At 40.1% G+C, this 19,571-nt stretch carries 19 protein-coding genes; 11 read left to right on the top strand and 8 right to left on the bottom strand.

The genetic code is table 11. The annotated features are described in order from the left end of the window. Positions 1 to 3: 3 nt before the first annotated feature. Together HY063_12985 and HY063_12980 are read left to right on the top strand one after the other, a co-directional pair. Positions 4 to 1,173: a pyridoxal phosphate-dependent aminotransferase gene (locus HY063_12985; protein ID MBI3502699.1), complete on the top strand. Its 1,170-nt coding sequence runs from the start codon at positions 4 to 6 to the stop codon at positions 1,171 to 1,173. After that, positions 1,170 to 2,423 carry an O-antigen ligase family protein gene (locus HY063_12980; GenBank protein MBI3502698.1) on the top strand — a complete coding sequence of 418 codons (1,254 nt, stop codon included), beginning with the start codon at positions 1,170 to 1,172 and terminating at the stop codon, positions 2,421 to 2,423. The genes HY063_12985 and HY063_12980 overlap by 4 nt, the downstream gene beginning before the upstream one ends. Positions 2,424 to 2,452: 29 nt before the next feature. On the opposite strand, the gene HY063_12975 is transcribed toward HY063_12980, so the two are convergent. Both HY063_12975 and HY063_12970 read right to left on the bottom strand, forming a co-directional pair. After that, the gene (locus HY063_12975; protein ID MBI3502697.1) at positions 2,453 to 3,334 is read right to left on the bottom strand and encodes a hypothetical protein; all 882 of its coding nucleotides are present in this window, start codon (positions 3,332 to 3,334) and stop codon (positions 2,453 to 2,455) included. 78 nt (positions 3,335 to 3,412) lie between these two features. After that, the gene (locus HY063_12970) at positions 3,413 to 4,282 is read right to left on the bottom strand and encodes a nucleoside phosphorylase (protein ID MBI3502696.1); all 870 of its coding nucleotides are present in this window, start codon (positions 4,280 to 4,282) and stop codon (positions 3,413 to 3,415) included. Between the two features lie 65 nt (positions 4,283 to 4,347). Here HY063_12970 and HY063_12965 point away from each other — a divergent pair, with 65 nt between their 5' ends. Next, entirely contained in the window at positions 4,348 to 5,238 is an 891-nt protein-coding gene (locus HY063_12965) for a universal stress protein (protein ID MBI3502695.1), read from the top strand. Here HY063_12965 and paaJ read toward each other — a convergent pair. The 4 genes from paaJ to paaA are packed head-to-tail and all read right to left on the bottom strand — an operon-like array spanning position 5,235 to position 7,794. Then, positions 5,235 to 5,699, bottom strand: coding sequence for a phenylacetate-CoA oxygenase subunit PaaJ (gene paaJ / locus HY063_12960; GenBank protein ID MBI3502694.1), 465 nt, complete (start codon positions 5,697 to 5,699; stop codon positions 5,235 to 5,237). The two genes, HY063_12965 and paaJ, sit on opposite strands and share 4 nt — an antisense overlap. A 53-nt stretch (positions 5,700 to 5,752) precedes the next feature. Then, positions 5,753 to 6,511, bottom strand: a complete 759-nt coding sequence (gene paaC, locus HY063_12955) for a phenylacetate-CoA oxygenase subunit PaaC (protein ID MBI3502693.1) — start codon at positions 6,509 to 6,511, stop codon at positions 5,753 to 5,755. A 50-nt stretch (positions 6,512 to 6,561) separates the two neighbouring features. Beyond that, positions 6,562 to 6,846: a 1,2-phenylacetyl-CoA epoxidase subunit B gene (paaB, locus tag HY063_12950; GenBank protein ID MBI3502692.1), complete on the bottom strand. Its 285-nt coding sequence runs from the start codon at positions 6,844 to 6,846 to the stop codon at positions 6,562 to 6,564. Positions 6,847 to 6,858: 12 nt separating this feature from the next. After that, positions 6,859 to 7,794 (bottom strand): 1,2-phenylacetyl-CoA epoxidase subunit A, encoded by a 936-nt coding sequence (gene paaA, locus HY063_12945; GenBank protein ID MBI3502691.1) that lies wholly within the window; start codon positions 7,792 to 7,794, stop codon positions 6,859 to 6,861. Positions 7,795 to 7,932: 138 nt separating this feature from the next. Here paaA and HY063_12940 point away from each other — a divergent pair, with 138 nt between their 5' ends. From HY063_12940 to HY063_12910, 7 genes are read left to right on the top strand one after another with little or no spacing between them, the layout of a single operon-like run. Further along, complete coding sequence (locus HY063_12940) at positions 7,933 to 9,969, top strand: hypothetical protein (protein MBI3502690.1); 2,037 nt, start codon at positions 7,933 to 7,935, stop codon at positions 9,967 to 9,969. A 1-nt stretch (position 9,970) separates the two neighbouring features. Beyond that, the gene (locus HY063_12935; GenBank protein MBI3502689.1) at positions 9,971 to 10,876 is read left to right on the top strand and encodes an NADH-quinone oxidoreductase subunit H; all 906 of its coding nucleotides are present in this window, start codon (positions 9,971 to 9,973) and stop codon (positions 10,874 to 10,876) included. Position 10,877: 1 nt separating this feature from the next. Beyond that, positions 10,878 to 11,507, top strand: a complete 630-nt coding sequence (locus tag HY063_12930) for a hypothetical protein (GenBank protein MBI3502688.1) — start codon at positions 10,878 to 10,880, stop codon at positions 11,505 to 11,507. Beyond that, positions 11,508 to 12,935, top strand: a complete 1,428-nt coding sequence (locus tag HY063_12925) for a hypothetical protein (GenBank protein MBI3502687.1) — start codon at positions 11,508 to 11,510, stop codon at positions 12,933 to 12,935. A 14-nt stretch (positions 12,936 to 12,949) separates the two neighbouring features. Then, complete coding sequence (locus HY063_12920; protein ID MBI3502686.1) at positions 12,950 to 14,431, top strand: NADH-quinone oxidoreductase subunit C; 1,482 nt, start codon at positions 12,950 to 12,952, stop codon at positions 14,429 to 14,431. A gap of 10 nt (positions 14,432 to 14,441) precedes the next feature. After that, entirely contained in the window at positions 14,442 to 15,194 is a 753-nt protein-coding gene (locus tag HY063_12915) for an NADH:ubiquinone oxidoreductase (GenBank protein MBI3502685.1), read from the top strand. Positions 15,195 to 15,222: 28 nt separating this feature from the next. After that, positions 15,223 to 16,290: a 2Fe-2S iron-sulfur cluster binding domain-containing protein gene (locus tag HY063_12910; protein ID MBI3502684.1), complete on the top strand. Its 1,068-nt coding sequence runs from the start codon at positions 15,223 to 15,225 to the stop codon at positions 16,288 to 16,290. Positions 16,291 to 16,346: 56 nt separating this feature from the next. Here the strand turns inward: HY063_12910 and HY063_12905 are convergent, their stop codons facing one another. Both HY063_12905 and HY063_12900 read right to left on the bottom strand, forming a co-directional pair. Continuing rightward, complete coding sequence (locus HY063_12905) at positions 16,347 to 17,255, bottom strand: T9SS type A sorting domain-containing protein (protein ID MBI3502683.1); 909 nt, start codon at positions 17,253 to 17,255, stop codon at positions 16,347 to 16,349. Positions 17,256 to 17,529: 274 nt separating this feature from the next. Further along, positions 17,530 to 18,459 (bottom strand): hypothetical protein, encoded by a 930-nt coding sequence (locus HY063_12900; GenBank protein MBI3502682.1) that lies wholly within the window; start codon positions 18,457 to 18,459, stop codon positions 17,530 to 17,532. Between the two features lie 114 nt (positions 18,460 to 18,573). Here HY063_12900 and HY063_12895 point away from each other — a divergent pair, with 114 nt between their 5' ends. Next, positions 18,574 to 19,173, top strand: a complete 600-nt coding sequence (locus HY063_12895) for a phosphatase PAP2 family protein (protein ID MBI3502681.1) — start codon at positions 18,574 to 18,576, stop codon at positions 19,171 to 19,173. The last annotated feature ends 398 nt before the right edge of the window (positions 19,174 to 19,571 follow it).

Genomic DNA, 19,571 nt, shown 5'->3' with positions numbered 1-19,571 from the left:
CGCATGAAAGAACTTTCCCGCATAACAGAAACATTTACCGAATCGGTAATCCGCGAAATGACGCGCATCAGCGATTCAATGAATGGAATTAATCTTTCGCAGGGCTTTCCTGATTTTGATGCTTCGGAAGAAATAAAACAGGCGGCAATTCATGCCATTAAAAATAATTTCAATCAATATCCTGTAACATTCGGAGAGCCGGAATTAAGAGAAGCCATCAGCAAAAAAGCCTGGAGTTACAACAAAATAAAATGCAATCCCGATACGGATATAACAGTAACCTGCGGAGCAACCGAAGCGATGCTTGCTTCATTGCGCGCCATTATTAATCCCGGAGATGAAATAATAATTTTTGAACCTTTCTACGAAAATTATGGACCGGATGGAATTTTATCCGGAGCCACACCGCGCTATGTAACGCTTCATTCGCCCGACTGGAGTTTTGATAAAAAAGAACTTGCCAAAGCATTTAACAAACGGACAAAAGCAATTGTAATCAATACACCCAATAATCCTACCGGAAAAGTTTTTTCTGAAGAGGAATTGAAATTTATTGCTGAACTCTGCAACAAGTGGAACACTTACGCAATCACCGATGAAATCTACGAGCATATTTTATACGATGGAGAAAAACATATTTCGCTTGCTTCTTTGCCAGGAATGAAAGACAGGACAATTACAATCAACTCCATTTCGAAAACTTATTCTGTAACCGGATGGCGCGTGGGCTGGGCAATTGCGAATGAAAAAATAACGAAGCGAATCCGGAAAGTGCATGATTTTATGACCGTAGGTGCTCCTACTCCATTACAACATGCTGCCGTTGAAGCAATGAATTTTCCCGCAACCTATTATCACAACCTTCGGCAGCATTATAACGAGGCAAGAAAGTTTTTATACGATACACTACTCCAGTACGACTTCAAACCTATTCTTCCCAAAGGCGCCTATTATATGATTGCCGATGTGAGCAACCTGAACAAGAAAATGAAAGCGAAGACTGATTTTGATTTTTGCCGGAAACTAATTCAGAAAACACGTGTAGCAACCGTTCCGGGCTTTTCATTCTACTCAAAAAAGATCAGCCACACCAACCACGTTCGTTTTGCTTTCTGCAAAAAAATGGAAACGCTGAAACTCGTGAAAGATTTATTTTCTAAAAATTTACAATGAGTTTGCTGAATATTAATTTGGCTAATTGCTCTTCTCTAAATAAGATTCTTTTATATGTAGTTCTGCTCATAATTTTTTTTCTTCCTCTTTCCGAAAAAATTATTCCACCTCTTATTGTAATTTGGGTTTTGTTGTGGCTTTTTGATGGTAACGTAAAAGAAAAAATAATTTCTCTTATCCGCTCCCGTATTTTTTTTCTTCTGATATTTTTTTACTTATTGCATGTAATAGGAATGATTTATACAGAAAATATTTCCGAAGGACTTTTTGATTTGGAAGTAAAATTTTCGTTGTTGCTGTTTCCTATTCTTATACTTTCCGACAAAGAAAATTTTCAGAAAAACCATCGAATAATATTTTTTGCATTCGTTCTTGGAAATATTGTTGCTGCGCTGTCATGTTTTATTTTTAATATCTATTGGTCTTTGCGATATAATGTGGATTATTTTTATTATTCAAATTTTACTTTGTTCCTTCATCCTTCTTATGCATCCATGTATGCAATTTTTTCTATTTGTATTATAATTTATTTTCGGTTTTATAAAGTAAAATCCGAATCATATAAAAATTTTTTGCAAAAGAGTTTTTCAAAAAAATGGTTCTCGGTAATTTTTATTCTTGTTTTACTTGCTTATGTATTTAATCTCGGTTCTCGAACGGGAATTGCAGCGGTTATCATTGTTACGGGAACAATCATTTCTTATTATTTTATCTTGTATAAAAGAGTAATTCTTTTTTTTGTTTTTGCAACTGTAATTTTTTGCGGAACAATTTATACCCTGAATAAATTTCCGAGGTTTGCTCCTGTAATTGAGTTTTTAAAAACACCCCTGGATTCCGTCAATGTTTCTTCAAGAGAAAATGTTGTGGTACGATATTTTATTATTAAAGAATCGCTGGAACTGATAAGAGGAAATTTTTTATTTGGCATTGGCACTGGAGATATAAAACAAGAACTTATAAAAAAGTATCAGGAAAAAAAAAATACTTTGGCGATAGAAGAGAATCTAAATCCGCACAATCAATTCATTGAGACTTTTGCAACACTCGGTATTTTGGGTGAAGTTTCATTATTGATGATGATTTTTATTCCCTTTTATTCCAGTACATACGGAAAAAATATTTTTACTATTAGTTTTATTTTATTAATCATAATAAATTTTTTATTTGAATCCATGCTAAATACCCAGGCGGGAGTTGTTTTCTTCGCCTTTTTTAATTCTCTTCTTTCGAATACAAAAAACAACTGATGTGATTATTTTTTCAGGAGGAAAAATTCTCAACTGATGGCGTCAAGAAGTTTCTGAAGTTCATCCTGCTTTTCCGCATATCCTAATTTCTTATAGGAGAAAACAAGATTTCTCAGCAATCGTTTTATCATTTCCAGATTGGTGCACGGCTGGTAATGTTCAGATTGTGGTTCAAGATTCATTTTCTTCAGGTAAATCTCTAACTGCTTTTTGCCGAATACAGCGCCTTTACTGAACGGATTAATGTAAAATAAAATTCCCTGCTCAATCATTTCCTGGTCGCGTTTTGTTTTCACGAGCATCAACTGATGCACATCTTTATAGCAGAGAACGAAATGTTCAGGAAGGTTCACGCCATAGATGGGAATTTTTAAATCCTGTGCCACTATTAAATAAACTACAGAAAGTGAAAGCGGATTTCCTTTTTTACTTTCGAGCACATTGTTTATATAAGAGTTTTGCGGAGCATGATAGTTCTGCGTGTTTCCGCTGAAGTTATGCACATCAAATAAAATATGGTTAATGATTTTTACTTGCTCCAGCGCGGTTAACTTATCATTTAATTCAAGCCAAACATCCTGCCGGATTTGTTGAATTTGCTTTTTGATTTTTTGTTCATTCAAATCAGGATACTGATATTTTGCTATGAGAAGAGCGCCTGCCAAAAGATTTTGTTCCGGAGTTGCTGCCCATTCTTTCAGTGCCTGCGCGGTGGTATTAAATTGAATATTGTGAATGATGTTTTCAATCCGTGTCTGAAGTGAAGTATCGAAGGACTGTTCCCATGCGCCTTCCAGCATTGGAATGGCTTGTTCTCCCAGAGATAAAAATTTTTCTCTTACATGAAGGAAGACGTCTTTGTCGGGGTCATCGAGCAAACTCAACAGAGCGTTCAGTTCTTTTTTATCCATAGAAAACCATACGAACTTTTTTACAAAGTTCCGCTCAAAAATTAAATCTTCGAAAAGGAAAAGTGAAAGATGTTAACACTATGCAGTTAATCGCTCCAGAACCGTTTTAATAAGAAACGTCATTGCAGGATGATAATCTTTGGAAAAGTTTTTTGTAATTCTGTTCCCTACAATCACGCAAACAGTGCAGGCATTATGCCCTAAAAGTTTTGATAATCCATAGAGTGCGGAAGTTTCCATTTCAAAATTCACGATGCGATTATTTTTATATACGAAAGAAGAAAAATTCTTTTCAAGATTTTTAACAGAAGCAGATAGACGCAATTCTCTTCCCTGAGGAGCAAAAAATCCAGGAGCAGTTGCAGTAATTCCCTTTTGCATTCCTTCCCCGATTTTTCTCAAAAGTTTTTCCGAAGATTTTATTACGTAGGGAAAAGGAAGATTTTTATTCCACTTCACATGTTTTACAAATGCTTCTGAAATTTTGCTTTCATCTACTTTTTTTGAATCATAAAAATGAAGCAAGCCATCCAAGCCAAGCCCGAATTCTGATGCTACAAACGAATCTACTTCAATATCTTTTTGCAAAGCGCCCGAAGTGCCGATGCGCACAATGTTCAGCGAAGTTTTATTTTTTTTAACAGTGCGCGACTTCAAATCAACATTTGCAAGCGCATCAATTTCATTCATGAAAATATCTATGTTGTCTGTTCCGATTCCGGTAGAAATCACGCTCACACGCTTACCTTTATATATACCCGTATGCGTAGCAAATTCCCGATTCTGAACTTTGTGTTCAATAGAATCAAAATGTTCCGAAACCAATGGAACTCTTCCTTGATCGCCTACAATAATAATGTCATTCGAAAGCTGTTCGGGAAGAAGCGCCAAATGATAAATGCTCCCGCCAGCATTCAAAATTAACTCCGTAGATGGAATTTTTTTCACTTTGTAAATTTTTACTACTTTCGCCTCCCAATTCAAAATGCAAATCTAACAACATTTATATCCCTATGGCAAAGTCAATTAAAAATGAAATCCTTGTCCCGATTGATTTCTCTGAGCAATCATTAATTGCACTCGGACAATCTTATAATCTGGCAAGAGAATATAATGCCGAAATTCTTCTTCTGTATGTTATAGAAGAAAGTGGATTTCTGAATATTGCTACTGCAAAAATGATTAGTGATATGAAAAAAGATATTCAAAAAAAACTTGACAAACTTGCTGAAGAAACGCAAAAGAAAAGCAACATGCATGTTGATACAATGATTGCCCGCGGAAAAGCATATGAAAAAATAATTGAAGTAGCCGATCTGACCAGTGCGCTGATGATTATTATGGGGTGCAGCAGCAGAAAAAAAATCGGCAAACTTTTTATCGGCTCGAATGCGCTGCGCGTGGTGCGGGAAGCAAATTGCCCGGTGATTACGATTAAGGGAAAAGCGCATCGCGAAGGATGTAAGAACATTGTTCTTCCGCTCGACCTTACGAAAGAAACGAGAGATAAAGTTCGCCAGGCAATTGAAGTAGCAAAACTCGGTTCATATAAAGCGGCCATTCGCGTTGTTTCTGTTTTGCAAAGCACCGATGAATTTATTGTAAACAAACTTACGCGCCAGTTGGAGCAAGTAAAAGTTTTCATTCAGAAACAAGGCGTGGAATGCACGGCTGAAATTATCAAAGCGGTGAAAGGAGAAGATTCTCTTGCGCAGTGCATTATTGATTACGCGCATAAAGTGGACGGTGACCTTATGATTATTATGACTCAGCAGGAAACAAATTTTACGCGCATGTTCATTGGTTCCACTGCGCAGGAAGTTGTTAACAATTCCGATATTCCTGTGATGAGCATTATTCCCCAGATGCGCAAGTACAAAACGGCTTTTGATGGCGCTCGTTAATGACATTTAAAATAATCAAACGGCTCTTTGCAATCATTGCACCGGTAAAGCGCTTTGCAAGCCGTTGAGCCAAACTGAGAAATTACTTCTGTGTTTTCGGAGTTGCAGTGCGGACATTTCACTTTTCTTTGAGTTGGCGGAGCAATTCCAAACTTTCTGAGTTTTTCTTTTGCTTCATCGGTAATCCAATCGGTCGTCCACGCTGGAGAAAAAATCGATTTCACTTTCACATTTTCAATTCCGTTTTCTTTTAGTTTCGACACAATATCATTTTCGATTTGCTTCATTGCAGGGCAACCGGAGTAAGTAGGAGTAATAATTATTTCCACTTCCTTTTCGTTCACAATAACATCACGCAAAACCCCAAGCTCATGAATATTAATAACAGGAATTTCCGGATCTGGAATTTCAGAAAGAAGATTCAGAATTTCTTTTCGTGAATATTTAACGTCCGTATTCATTCAAGTTAAAGTTACGAATAAAAAAGGAGATTTTCAGAATGACATTCGTCATATTACCACTGCACTCCGGGATGTGTTCGGTGCAGGTGCTGCATTTCGGCAAGAAGATAGCCGAGATGTTCGGTATGTTTTCCATCGCGGGAGCCGCGTTGCATAAAAGTATTCACAGGAATTTTCAGAGTTGCGCGCTGTAAAACTTCATTCACAAGTTTTTCCCATTTTGGTTTGATGGATTTTAAATCCACAGAAATTTTTTCTTTCAAAAGAAGTCCATCCACTTCATTCATTTCAAAAAGTTCGGCTGTGAATCTCCAGAGTTCATCCAAAGCATTTTGAATTCTCGAATGACTTTCTTCGGTTCCATCGCCCAATCTTTCTGCCCAATTGGAAGAATGCCGGAGATGGTAAGTAATTTCTTTATGTGCCTTAGCAGCAATTCCCGCAAGAGTTTCGTCAGAAGATTTTTTCAGCTCGTCATAAAAATAAAAATCAAACGCACTCATTAAAAATTGCCGCATGATCGTGAAAGCATAATCACCATTCGGATGTTCGGCAAGAAGCGTGTTAAAAAATTCCCGATCATTTCTCAAATAAGCCAAATCATCTTCGCTGCGTCCTTTCGCTTCGACTTTTGCCGCGTATTGCAAAAAAGAATTTGCCTGTCCGAGCAAATCAAGCGCAATGTTGCACAATGCCATTTCTTCTTCAAGCATCGGTCCGCGCCCAGTCCATTCAGACAAGCGATGGCCGAGAATTAAATTGTTATCGCCAAGGCGGAGACAATAATTGAAAAGTGCTTCCTTATTAGTCATTAGTTTTTAGTCATAGAAAAAAATCCATCTGCCTTTTGCCATCTTACATTTTACATATGGCTGATTCCTTCCGGTACAGTATAGAAAGTCGGGTGACGATAAATTTTTTCGTTTGCCGGATCAAAGAAAGGACCGACATCTTCGGGCGAGGAAGCCACAATATATTTTGCGGGAACTACCCAAAGCGCAGTGCCTTCATTTCTTCGCGCGTAAAGGTCGCGGGCGTTTTGCAATGCAAGTTCGGCATCGTGCGCGTGAACATTTCCGCAGTGAACGAACGGCTGTCCCGGTTTTTTCTGCACGAAAACTTCCCAAACTATTCCCTGGTCTGACATAGTAAAATATTTTTATGCTGCGACTTTTTTCTTTTTGTTTGCGTATGCTTCCAATGCTTCGCGAACCCATTTTCCTTCTTTGTGTGCTGTAACGCGTGTGCTCAATCTTTCTTTATTGCAAGGCCCGTTTCCGTGAATCACATTCTGAAATTCTTCCCAGTTCGGTTCACCAAAATCATAATTCTTTTTCGATTCATTCCATTTTAATTTTTCATCGGGGAAAGTCAAGCCAATCATTTCTCCCTGCGGAACCGTTTGGTTTACGAATCGCTGGCGCAACTGGTCGTTGGTCTCGCGCTTAATTTTCCATTTCACCGCCTGCGCTGTGTGAATTGATTCTTTATCGGGCGGACCGAACATCATCAGCGTTGGCCACCACCAGCGGTTCAAAGCATCCTGCGCCATTTCTTTTTGTGCGGGAGAACCTTTTGCGAGCGTGCACATAATTTCATATCCCTGGCGCTGATGAAAACTTTCTTCTTTGCAAATGCGAACCATCGCGCGCGCATAGGGACCATAAGAAGTTCGCTGCAGCATCACCTGATTCATAATTGCCGCGCCATCCACGAGCCAGCCGATTGCGCCCATGTCTGCCCACGTGAGCGTAGGATAATTAAAGATGGAAGAATATTTTGCTTTGCCGGTATAAAGCTGGTCAAGAATTTCTTCGCGGGAAATTCCCAGAGTTTCACAAGCGGAATAAAGATAAAGCCCGTGCCCCGCTTCATCCTGCACTTTAGCGAGCAGCACCATTTTTCTTCTCAGCGAAGGCGCGCGTGTAATCCAGTTTCCTTCGGGAAGCATACCAATGATTTCGGAATGCGCGTGCTGTGAAATCTGGCGGATGTTTGCCTTGCGGTAATCTTCGGGCATCCAATCCTTCGGCTCAATATTTTCATTGCGCGAAAGTTTGGATTCGAAGTTGTCTTCAAAATTAATATTTTCCATTTTGAAATTTATTGTAGCGAAGGTAAATATACGAATGAAATCTCAACTATGATTTTTGTCATCTATGAAATCAATAAAACTTATCTTTGGCTCGCGAAATGTTTTTGACGCAGTGATTTGCACTTTATTTTTTGATTTATGTACAGTAATTTTTTGCTTCTGACATTAGTTATAACTCTTGCAGGAATAATTTTCATCCCGCTTCTTCCTGCCGGTTTGAAATCCAGAATTTGTTTTCTCTTCGTCTTTTTGAATGCCGTTGCAACATCGGCTCTTGCAGTTGATGTGCTTTCAGGAAATTCTTTTGACATGATTTTTCCGGGAAATAATTTTTTGGGAAATATTTCTCTTCGCATTGACGCGCTTTCCGCCTGGTTCATTCTTGTTATCAATTTTACGGCTGTCACTGGCGCTCTTTATGGAATTCATTATATGAAAAAATACGAAGAGCAGAAATCAAATCTTTCATTGCATTGGATTTCATATATACTGATGCACACTTCATTGCTTGCTATCTGCTGCGTGCAAAATAGTTTGCTCTTCCTTATTATATGGGAAGTGATGACGCTTTCTTCTTTTGTGCTGGTAATTTTTGAACACACAAAACGTGCTACACTCAAAGCAGGAATTAATTTTCTCATTCAGTCGCACATCGGAGTTCTTTTTCTCACCATCGCGTTTATATGGATTGCTTCGCAAACCGGCTCGTACGATTTTTCTTCCATCCGGAATTTCACTTCGGAAAAATCCGCATTAACCGGGATAATTCTTTTTATCTGCTTCTTTTTCGGATTTGCTTTCAAAGCAGGATTTGTTCCATTTCACACGTGGCTTCCATATGCACATCCTGTTGCGCCTTCGCATATTTCCGGAGTGATGTCGGGAATTATTATCAAGATGGGGATTTATGGAATCCTGAGAATGCTTTTTTTTATTCATACGGATTTTACTTTCGTTGGATATTTTATTCTTTTCATCTCGGTGATTTCAGGAATTTACGGAGTGATGCTCGCCATTGTTCAGCATAACTTGAAAAAACTTCTCGCATATCACAGCATTGAAAATATCGGAATCATTGGAATCGGAATCGGACTTGGATGCATCGGTATCGGGACAAATAATTTTCTTCTCGCTTCGCTCGGATTTGCAGGCGGATTGCTTCACGTGCTGAATCACTCTCTCTTCAAATCGCTTTTGTTTTACTGCGCGGGAAATGTTTACCTGAAAGCTCAAACGCTGAATGTGGAACAACTTGGAGGGCTTATTAAGAGAATGCCTCACACGGGAATTTTATTTTTGCTTTCTGCACTGGCAATTTGCGGGCTTCCGCCTTTTAACGGATTTGTTTCGGAGTTTTTAATTTATTCGGGTTTGTTTAAAGGAATTGCGGGCGCGGAAAATATTTCCGTTTTATCTTTTGTGTTTTCCGTTCTCGGGCTTGCGCTCATAGGCGGGCTTGCGCTGCTCTGCTTCACAAAAGCGTTCGGAATTGTTTTTCTCGGAACTCCCCGGAATTCGCTTTCCATCGAAGCGCAGGAAGTTTCTGCAGGAAATTTATTTCCGATGTATCTCGTTTTGGCTTTAATTATTTCTATTGGAATCTTTCCCGAATTTTTTGTCCGGTTGCTTTCCGCGCCAATCGCAATGTTTACTTCCAGGATAAATTCTCCTATGGGAATAGGGGTTTTTGACAGCACAATAAATACAATGACGCTCATCGGAATTTGTTCGGCAGGATTTATTTTGCTTTGCAGTTTTATTTTTTTAGTGAGAAGACAAATCACAAGAGAAAAAGAAATTTCCTTTTCTTCAACCTGGGGCTGCGGCTATGCGGGCGATGCAGGCAGAATGCAATACACCGCAAATTCCTTTATCCGCTCCTACCGCAAACTTGCAAAACCGGTTTTATCCATTCATAAAAAAGAAAAACTCATAGATGAAATTTTTCCCAAGCCGGTTTTTTATGAGACGCACGCTGAAGACAAACTGGAAGAAAAATTCATAGACACAATTATTTTCCTGCTGAAAAGCTTTCTCAACAGGTTTTCATTTCTTCAGAGCGGCAATGCTCAGCATTATGTTTTATACGGTGTGATTTTTATTTTGCTCGTAATATTTTTTCCGCTCATTGCCGATGTAATCAATTCATTGTTTTCATTTTTAAAGAATATGTGATATGCCAAGTTTCGTTCTGATAATTTTCGCTTCTTTGTTTTTCCCGGGAATTATTATCCGTACAAAAAGCATTGCTTCCGGAAGAAAAGGTCCGGAAATTTTTCAGCCGCTTAAAGATATTTTCCGCCTATTGAAAAAAGGAGCAGTATACAGCAAAACATCGAGCATCATTTTTCAAATAGCTCCGGCAATTTATTTTTCTTCAGTGCTGGCGGCAATCCTTGTCGTTCCATTCGGAAATCACAAAGGAATAATTTCTTTTGAGGGCGACTTTTTATTTTTTATTTATATCCTCGCGCTCGGAAAATTCTTTATGATTGTTTCTTCGCTTGATACCGGAAGCAGTTTTGAGGGAATGGGCGCTAGCCGCGAAGCGCTTTATTCCATGCTTGCCGAGCCGGCACTTTTTATTCTCATAGGATGTTTTGCGATGATGACTGGAAAAATTTCTTTTGCGGATTTATTTTCATCGCTCCATTTTGGTTCGTACATTTCTTATGCTATTGGTGTATTGGGCACATACATGCTTGTGATGCTCGCGATGGTGGAAAATTCACGCATGCCTGTGGATGACCCGAAAACTCATCTTGAACTCACGATGATTCACGAAGTGATGATTCTTGACAACAGCGGTTTTGATTTGGGATTAATTCTTTTCACAGGCAATTTGAAATTCGCAATGTATGGCGCGCTTATAGCAAATTTTTTCTTCGGAGGATTTCCGATTCATATTGACATTTTAATTTTCGCTGCTACGCAAATCGCATTTGCAATAATCATTGGATTGATTGAATCATTTATGGCGCGTTTCCGAATGAATCACAATCCGCAATTTATTTTTACGCTTTCATCGGTTGCACTTTTAATTTTCATAGGAATTCTTCTGATGAAAAATAATTTGCTCTGATATGACAAACGTTCTGCTCATAACTTTTATTATTACGCTCGTTTATATCGGCATTGCTAAACGACTGCTCACCTATATAAAAATTCTTGCTTTCCAGGGAATACTTCTTTTCGGAATTGCATTTATCAACCTGATTGAAATCAATCCGCTCAATCTTATTTTCATTCTGCTGGAGACAATTATTTTCAAAACCATTGCCGTGCCGTGGTTTTTGAATTATGTAATCCGGAAAAATAAAATCACCCGCGAAGCCGAGCCCTATCTCCATAATTTTTTTTCGCTCATCATCATCACCGTTATCATAGTGCTTTCCTATATTTTATCTTCCGCCATTGTGGATGGAAGCATCAACAAAATATTTTTTGTAGTTGCGCTCTCCACTTTGTTCACCGGATTGTACATCATTGTCACACGAAGAAAACTCATCACGCACGTAATGGGCTACCTCGTTCTTGAAAATTGCGTATTCATTCTTTCTCTTGCTGTGGGAAGCGAAATGCCGATGCTCGTGAATACCGGAATTCTTCTTGACATTTTTGTAAGCGTTCTTCTTCTTGGAATTTTTGTGAATAAAATAGGCGATGTAATTAAAGACGGTGATGTGGAACAATTAAAATCACTGAGAGATTAAATGATTGCAATTTATTTAACAGGGGCAGGAATTATCAGCGGAATAATTTTTTTCAACCGACACCGTACAATAAATTATTTTCTGGTTTTTATTTTTCTGATTCTTCAGTGGGCATTCACGATTTATTCTTATACGCATCTTCATAGTGAAGAACTTAGTTTTTTCAGGATTGACGCGCTGGCAATTATTCTTCTTGCAACACTCAGCATCATCAGCATTCCGGCATTTTATCACAGTTATATTTATTTTCTGAAGCATAAAGAAATTCCGCGGCAGCGCGCCATTTATTTTTCTGCAATGGTCGTTTTAATTATGGCAATGAGCGCTGCGTATCTTTCTTCTCACATTGCAGTCACCTGGGTATTTATTGAACTCACCACGCTTTCTGCTTCCGCACTTGTTTATCACAGGAGAAATATCCGTTCGCTCGAAGGAACCTGGAAATATATTTTTGTTTGCTCCATCAGCATTACGCTCGTGTTCATCGGAATTCTTTTTCTCAGCATTGCGCTCCAGCAGAGCGGCAGCACCGATTTATCTTTTTCATCACTTCTCGCACACGCTTCTTCGCTGAATGAATTCTGGATGCGGCTTGCTTTCATTTTCGTGTTCACGGGTTTGACAGTGAAAGCAGGACTTGTGCCGATGTATACTGCCGGTATTGACGCGAAGGATAAAGCGCCTTCGCCAGCGGGCGCGCTTTTTTCCAGTGCACTGATGAATGTGGGCTTCATAGGCATTTTTCGTTTTTACGAAGTGGTTGCGCAAACTTCGCTGCGCGTGTGGGCGAGTAATCTGCTCATCATTGCGGGCGCGCTTTCGGTTTTTGTGGCGGCAGTATATATGCTTAAGGTGAAAAACATCAAGCGAATGCTTGCTTATTCAAGCGTGGAGCACATGGGAATTATTTTTTTAGGAATTGCCGCAGGAGGAATCGGTTATTATGCCGCCATCCTTCATATTATTTTTCACGCCTTCACAAAAGCAGGAATGTTTTTTCAGGTTGGGCAGGTTTACCGGATTTATAAAAGCAAAAATATTTTTGACACAGGAAATTATTTCAATTATAACCTTGCAGGTGCGCTCGTACTTCTGTTCGGATTTCTTTGTGCAGCTGCAATACCCCCTTCAGGAATGTTTATAAGCGAATTTTTAATTTTCCGTTCTCTCTTTGAAGCACATTATATTTTTGTTCTTGTTATCATCTTAATTCTTCTCGCTGTAATCATATGGGCATTTGGAAAAAATATTTTCAAACTTCTTTTTACTCCCGCTGTAAATTTTAAGGATGAAAATGTAGAAAATATAAAATGGCATGAATCCTCTTCTCAATTTATTTTACTCGGTTTGGTAATTTATCTGGGATTTAATCCGCCCCCGCAAATGCTGGATTTAATAAATGAAGCAATAAAAAATTTTCCCCGCTGATGAACCACATTGAAATAAAAAATAACCAGCGGATTTCTTTGCCGTCAATTCCAACTTTGGAGTATAAAAAATTTCTGGAACAAAATGTTTCTCTACTGAAGGAACCGAATAATCATTGTGTGAACTACTATGGATTTCCATCCGGTGGAAAAATAAAATTGCTTTGCTGCATCGCAAATGATAAAGAAGGAACTATTTTGGTTTCCTCTTCTTACGCTGAACAAAATCAACTGCTGCCTTCATTTACAAATTACAACCTTGCCTTTCACATTTTTGAAAGGGAACTCCACGAAAATTTTGGCATAAAATATTCTGACCATCCATGGCTGAAGCCCGTTCGTTTTCCATTTGACAGGGCGGATAAAAATTCTTCCAGTAGAAATTATCCGTTCTATAAAATTGACAGCGAAGAACTGCACGAAGTCGGTGTGGGACCCATTCATGCGGGCGTGATTGAACCCGGGCATTTTCGTTTCATCTGCAACGGGGAACAAATCCTTCATCTCGAAATTCAATTGGGGTTTCAGCATCGTGGAATTGAAAAACTTTTTTTAGAAAAGAAAATTTTTTTACAGCGAACAACTCTCGCAGAAAATATTGCCGGAGATACCGTTGCCGGACACACAACCGCTTTTGTAAATCTCTGGGAATCTCTCTGTAATTACAAAGCCGAAGATGATTTGAAATTTTCCCGCACGCTCGCTCTTGAACTGGAACGCATCGCCATTCACACAGGAGATTTGAGCGCACTCTGCACCGACATTGCTTACCAACTCGGAAGTGCAGTGTTCGGAAGATTACGGACACCACTCATCAATTATTTTCAAATCTGGTGCGGAAACCGTTTGGCAAAAGGATTAATCCGCGCAGGGAAAAATAATTTTCCTTTCACCAATGAATTAAAAAATATTCTTGAAAAACTTCTGCATGATTATGAAAATGACTTTGATGAAATCTGCAAGGAAGCATTTTCGCTTTCAACGGTTCTTGCTCGCTTTGAAAAAACAGGAACAGTTTCTAATAAGGATGCTTTTTCCATCGGCACTGTCGGAATGTCGGCAAGGATGAGCGGAATAGAAAGAGATGTGCGCAAATCACATCCTCACGATTTATATTCTTCATTCAATCATCAGCCCATTACAAAAAATCACGGAGATGTATATTCGCGCGTGCAAATTAGAAAAGAAGAAATAAAACAATCCATCGGATACATTCGGAAACTTTTAGAAAATATTCCGCAGCAAAATAAAAATCGGAATCCTTTATCGCTTTCTCAGCCGGATTCTTTTTGTATTTCACTCGTGGAGGGTTGGCGCGGAGAAATTTGTCATTGCGCCATCACCGATGAAAAAGGAGAACTTGCACATTACAAAGTGAAAGACCCATCATTTCACAACTGGCTTGCGCTTGCTTTGGCAGTGAGACAGAATGAAATTTCTGATTTCCCCGTGTGCAACAAAAGTTTCAATTTATCTTATTGCGGACACGATTTGTAAAAATGAAATTATGTTAGACAACCTCAAAATATTATTTCACCAGGGGAAACAATACATTCCCGATGTAACTAATGCGGAAATGCCGGGAATTTTCAGAGGCAGACCAATTATCAATTCCGAAAAAATAAACGAAGATGAATTCATGGAAATTTGTCCGACCAATGCGATTGAAAAAAATCCTGTGAGCATTGATTTGGGCAAATGCACTTTTTGCGGTGAGTGCGCATTTGCTTTTCCGAATAAAATAAAATTTACGACTGACTATAAAATTTCTTCCAACGAAAGAGAACGATTAATCATTAAAGAAGGAGAGGACAAGCCGATTGAATTAAATCCCTCCCTGATTCGCAAAGAAATCTCAGAATACTTCAGCGGCTCATTAAAGTTAAGACAAGTTTCTGCAGGAGGAGATAACAGTTGTGAATTGGAACTGAACGCTTGCGGAAATGTGAATTTTGATATGGGACGTTTCGGAATTGAGTTTGTGGCTTCTCCGCGCCATGCCGATGGAATTGTAATCACGGGACCAATTTCAGAAAACATGGCGGAACCATTGCAGATTTGCTACGATGCAACTCCCGAACCTAAAATTATCATCCTCGCAGGAACGGACGCCATCAGCGGAGGAATTTTTTCTGGCAGTCCCGCGCTGAACAGAAATTTTCTCAGCAAATACAAAATTGATTTGTTTGTTCCGGGAAATCCTGTTCATCCGCTTACATTCATCAATGGAATTTTAGAGTTGATTAGGAAAAGGAAATGAATTAATATTTTATTTTTGTCGTTTCACTATGGCAAAGTTCCACAAACTAAAAATATCTGATGTGCGCAAGGAAACTTCCGATTGCGTGTCGGTTGCATTTGAAATTCCGGCTTCGCTGAAAGAAGAATATAAATTCATCCAGGGGCAATACCTCACGCTGAAACTTTTTGTAAGCGGAGAAGAAATCCGCAGGAGTTATTCCATTTGCAGCGGAGTTCACGAAGGAGAATTACGAGTTGCAATCAAGCGCGTGAAAGAGGGCAAAGGTTCCAACTTTATCAATGATAATTTTAATGTTCGACAAGAAGTGGAGGTGATGACTCCGATGGGAGGATTTCATTCCCCGATGAATCCCTATCACAAAAAAAATTATGTGCTGTTCGCGGGCGGAAGTGGAATCACTCCGATGTGTTCCATCATCAAAACTGTTTTGCATGATGAGCCGAACTCAACCATTTTACTTTTCTACGGAAACCTGAATGAAGACGCAACCATTTTCAGAAAGCAACTGAACGAACTCAAGGATAAAAATTCTCAGCGGCTGAAACTATTTTACATTCTTGACAAACCGCAGCATCCTATTGACGAAACTTTCAAGGGAATAATGACTGGAGAAAAAGTTCAACTGCTCATCGTAAAATTTGTGGACATGAGCAAGGACAATGAATTCTTTATTTGTGGTCCCACACCCATGATGGATAACGTGCGGAAAGTTCTCGAAGATTTAGCGGCAGAAAAAAATAAAATTCACATAGAGTATTTCACTTCTTCATCAGAACCCGTTGGCGCCACCATTGCACCACTTCTTGAAAAAATAATTTCGCAGGTAACTGTTTCACAATACGGAGTCGAAACTTCTTTTAAACTTTCTTCCGATGGAAAAGCAATTCTGGATGCAGCCATTGAGCATGGAGTGGATGCCCCTTTCGCCTGCAAAGGCGCAGTGTGCGCAACGTGCAGGGCAAAACTCCTCGAAGGAAAAGTTCACATGAATAAAAACTTCGCGCTCACCGATTCCGAAGTTAAAGAAGGATATATTCTCACCTGCCAGAGCCATCCGCTCACGCCTGTGGTGAAGGTGGATTACGATATGTAAATCATCAGGGTTGCAAGACCTTCCAGGTTTTCAAAACCTTGAAGGTCTATAACGAATCACTTCACGATAGAAATCTGCCGGAAGAAATTATCTTTTTCAATAAGCGCTTTATACATGCCGCGCTTCCAGCCGGTGGCGGAAATTGTTTCGGTAAAATTAGTTCCGCCTGCTTCAACATTCTTCGAGAAAATTTTTCTTCCGCTTGCATCAAACACCGAAAGCGCGTACATGCCCGCAGGAAGATTTTGCATTTGCAGGTTCAACACATCGGTTACCGGATTGGGATACGCTTTTATTTCCGCGCTCTCCTCTGCAAGATTTGCTGTGCCGGTAATGCTCCATTCATTGATTATCACATGCACTTTGTTCCAGTGGTCGCCCGTATCAGCGAGTCCGTTTGCGTTCACCGCATTCAGTGCCGCCCATATTGAAATGGTGCCGGTGCCCGAAGCAGGTGCCGTCCAGTTAAATGTTTGTGAATAGATGGTTCCCATTCCGCCCGTGCCCGAAGTGGGGGAGAGCGATGCCGTGTGTTCCACCACGCCCACCACATAATTTCCCGGTGAAGGGGCAGCATAATGTGTTAAAGTTGGATAAGGCGAAGCCCACGTTCCTGCGTTGGTGGGAGTAACCACTGCAAAAGAACCCTTAATGCTTCCCATCTGGAAACCGTATTTGGGAAGAACGGTGGAAGTGTTATTGGTGCCGGTGAGTATAACGGTGTAGGATTTTCCGCCCGAGTAATGCGTGGTGGGAACTCCGGCAGAATCCAGTTCAATGGCAATGCTGATGCCGCTGGTGGCAGCGGAGCCGTGGCAGGTGGTGCAGCCGCTGGGATTGCCAAGCCCTGTTTCAGCGCCCGTGCAATCAAAGCCGTTTGTGCCGGGTCCTGAACTATAACTGCTCAGAAGGATGTAAAGCGAAAGGGCGCAAGCGAGGAAGTAAGCGAAAGAAATTTTTTTCATATTAGACATTATTCATATTAGATATTTATAGAGGTTTGTCATTTCGAACCCTGCTTTGAGGGTGAGAAATCTCCCCCTGAATGAGGAGATTTCTCCCTTCGGTCGAAATGACAACATACACATAGTTTCTTATTTTGAATAATGTCTATTTCTTTTTTTGACGGTTGAAAAAGAAGGAACAAAAATAATAATTCAATTCAAAACGCCAAATAAAAATCCCATCGAAGTACGAATTGGTACGAACATACGAACTACGAACTTTGTAAAAGAGTAATTATTCTTTATTGCCTAAGGCGCGCGGTGCGTGAAGCCCTCCGTAAAACTCATAGAGATAAACAGTGAGGTTGAGTTCGTTTTCATTGCTGTCGAACGTGAATTTTGAAGTCATGTTTCCTTTTTTATCGTAGAGCATGATGTACTTGCGGTAAAGCATGTTGTTTGAAACGTAGCAATAAGTTTCCACATTGTTTCCTTTTTCATCGTACTTGTATTCCCATTTCTCCTGCTGGTTTCCGAAGGCATCGTATTCTGTTTTTTCGTTCAGCCGCTGGTTTTTATCAAAGGCGAACTGCAGTTTGTACGCAAAGTTTCCGTTGGCATCGAAGTGAAGTTCTTTCACTTTATTTTTATGCACGTCTTTCTTGAAAATCCAGTTGCCGCACAGTGATTTTTTGTAAAGCGATGTCTTTTCCACCACTTTTGCATCGGCAAGCAAATTAGAATTCTTCTTTTCATTGCTCATTTCTTTCAATGAGTCGCTGTAAAATGTTTTTCCATACACCGAATTTTTATACTGCGACTGGCTTTCCAGTTTTTCAAACTGTTCTTCGCTCATGGGCGCGTAGTTCCAGCGTTCATCCATTATATCTTTTCCGTCCAGCCCTGCCCTGCGCAGTTCATTGCCGTTCTCATCAAAAAAATACTGGCAGGAGAAAACCGTGCGCCCCAGTGAATCGTACTCCACTTCTTCGGTTCGGTTGCCGCTGCGGTCGAAGCGCTCGAAAGATGTTTCTCTTCCTTTGTTAACCATCACTTTGTTGTTGTAGGGAAAATTCCAGCCGTGCACGAGCCACACTTTATTTTCCTTGTAGAGATTTATTTTTTGCAAAGCGGAAAAATCGCTTTCGTAAATAGTGGCGGAAGAGAAAGGAGAAAGCGGAAGAAACAACGAGAGGATGAAAGCGAATGTTACAGCATGTTTCATTGGCGATGAATTTTTATGCGCGCAAAAGTATAACTTTTTTGAAACACAGCACTTCTGCGCCACACGCAGTTTTCAACAGTTACGGGCTGCGGTTAATATTCCGATATTCGAAGCATGAAAATATCATTGGTCATTGGTCATTGGTCATTCGTCATTTGCTTTTTATTTTTTCTTCCTGCGGTAAATGCCCAGAATGCCGATATCAATCTTCTTCACTCCATTAACAGCGGCAACTCCGCTTCGTGGGATAACACCAACAAAATTTTCAGCCAAAGCATGACGCCCGTAAGCATTGCAGTGCCTTCTTCTTTTTTCCTCTACGGTATTTTTGCGCATGACAGCGCGGCAAAAAGAAATTCATTAGTGATGGGCGCTTCGCTGGCGGCTTCCACGCTTATCACAGTGGGATTAAAATATTCGTTCAACCGCAAGCGCCCGTTTGTTACCTATCCCAATTTGGTTACGCAGAAAAGCGAGGCGGGCTCTCCTTCTTTTCCTTCGGGGCATACTTCAGCGGCATTTGCCACCGCCACTTCGCTTTCGCTGGCGTATCCCAAGTGGTATGTGATTGCTCCCTCTTTTTTATGGGCGGGCGCAGTGGGCTATTCGCGCATGGAACTGGGAGTGCATTATCCGAGTGATGTGCTGGTGGGTGCGCTGATTGGAGTGGGTTCTTCTTTTTTAATGTGGAAGGTGAACGGGAGGTACAGATAACGGGTTTCATCACCGAAGTACGAATCTTTTACGAACTTACGAAGTACGAACATTTCGTAGTTCGTAGGTTCGTATTTTTTTCGTACTTCGATGGAATTCGGATACCGATGGCTATCGGGACTAATGCCACAAAAGCACAAAAGCACAAAAAAATACACACCAAAGTTTAGTGGGATTTGGTGCTTTAGTGTTTTAGTGGCGAAACTGCGTAAGTCCTAGGGGTATAAGGCATAGCCAAATTCAGCGAAAAACACGCTCTTTTGAATAATCCGAGTGCTGACGTGCGCAATCAGCACTCACTCTGCACACGTCAGCAGTCAGACGTGCGCAATCAGCACTCACTCTGCACACGTCAGCAGTCAGACGTGCGCAATCAGCACTCACTCTGCACACGTCAG

The sequence above is a fragment of the Bacteroidota bacterium genome (assembly GCA_016195025.1).
Lineage (GTDB): Bacteria > Bacteroidota > Bacteroidia > Palsa-948 > Palsa-948 > Palsa-948.
Note: the sequence above shows the minus strand (reverse complement) of the source record. Positions and strands in the feature narration are given on the sequence as shown.

What these genes read in the sequence shown, in the direction of transcription:
- HY063_12935 (MBI3502689.1), top strand. Translation starts at nt 9,971, where the DNA reads ATGCCAAGTTTCGTTCTGATAATTTTCGCTTCTTTGTTTTTCCCGGGA.
- HY063_12985 (MBI3502699.1), top strand. Translation starts at nt 4, where the DNA reads ATGAAAGAACTTTCCCGCATAACAGAAACATTTACCGAATCGGTAATC.
- HY063_12900 (MBI3502682.1), bottom strand. Translation starts at nt 18,459, where the DNA reads ATGAAACATGCTGTAACATTCGCTTTCATCCTCTCGTTGTTTCTTCCG.
- paaB (MBI3502692.1), bottom strand. Translation starts at nt 6,846, where the DNA reads ATGTCAGACCAGGGAATAGTTTGGGAAGTTTTCGTGCAGAAAAAACCG.
- HY063_12965 (MBI3502695.1), top strand. Translation starts at nt 4,348, where the DNA reads ATGGCAAAGTCAATTAAAAATGAAATCCTTGTCCCGATTGATTTCTCT.
- HY063_12915 (MBI3502685.1), top strand. Translation starts at nt 14,442, where the DNA reads ATGTTAGACAACCTCAAAATATTATTTCACCAGGGGAAACAATACATT.
- paaA (MBI3502691.1), bottom strand. Translation starts at nt 7,794, where the DNA reads ATGGAAAATATTAATTTTGAAGACAACTTCGAATCCAAACTTTCGCGC.
- HY063_12895 (MBI3502681.1), top strand. Translation starts at nt 18,574, where the DNA reads ATGAAAATATCATTGGTCATTGGTCATTGGTCATTCGTCATTTGCTTT.
- HY063_12940 (MBI3502690.1), top strand. Translation starts at nt 7,933, where the DNA reads ATGTACAGTAATTTTTTGCTTCTGACATTAGTTATAACTCTTGCAGGA.
- HY063_12910 (MBI3502684.1), top strand. Translation starts at nt 15,223, where the DNA reads ATGGCAAAGTTCCACAAACTAAAAATATCTGATGTGCGCAAGGAAACT.
- paaJ (MBI3502694.1), bottom strand. Translation starts at nt 5,699, where the DNA reads ATGAATACGGACGTTAAATATTCACGAAAAGAAATTCTGAATCTTCTT.
- HY063_12975 (MBI3502697.1), bottom strand. Translation starts at nt 3,334, where the DNA reads ATGGATAAAAAAGAACTGAACGCTCTGTTGAGTTTGCTCGATGACCCC.
- HY063_12905 (MBI3502683.1), bottom strand. Translation starts at nt 17,255, where the DNA reads ATGAAAAAAATTTCTTTCGCTTACTTCCTCGCTTGCGCCCTTTCGCTT.
- HY063_12925 (MBI3502687.1), top strand. Translation starts at nt 11,508, where the DNA reads ATGATTGCAATTTATTTAACAGGGGCAGGAATTATCAGCGGAATAATT.
- HY063_12930 (MBI3502688.1), top strand. Translation starts at nt 10,878, where the DNA reads ATGACAAACGTTCTGCTCATAACTTTTATTATTACGCTCGTTTATATC.
- HY063_12980 (MBI3502698.1), top strand. Translation starts at nt 1,170, where the DNA reads ATGAGTTTGCTGAATATTAATTTGGCTAATTGCTCTTCTCTAAATAAG.
- paaC (MBI3502693.1), bottom strand. Translation starts at nt 6,511, where the DNA reads ATGACTAATAAGGAAGCACTTTTCAATTATTGTCTCCGCCTTGGCGAT.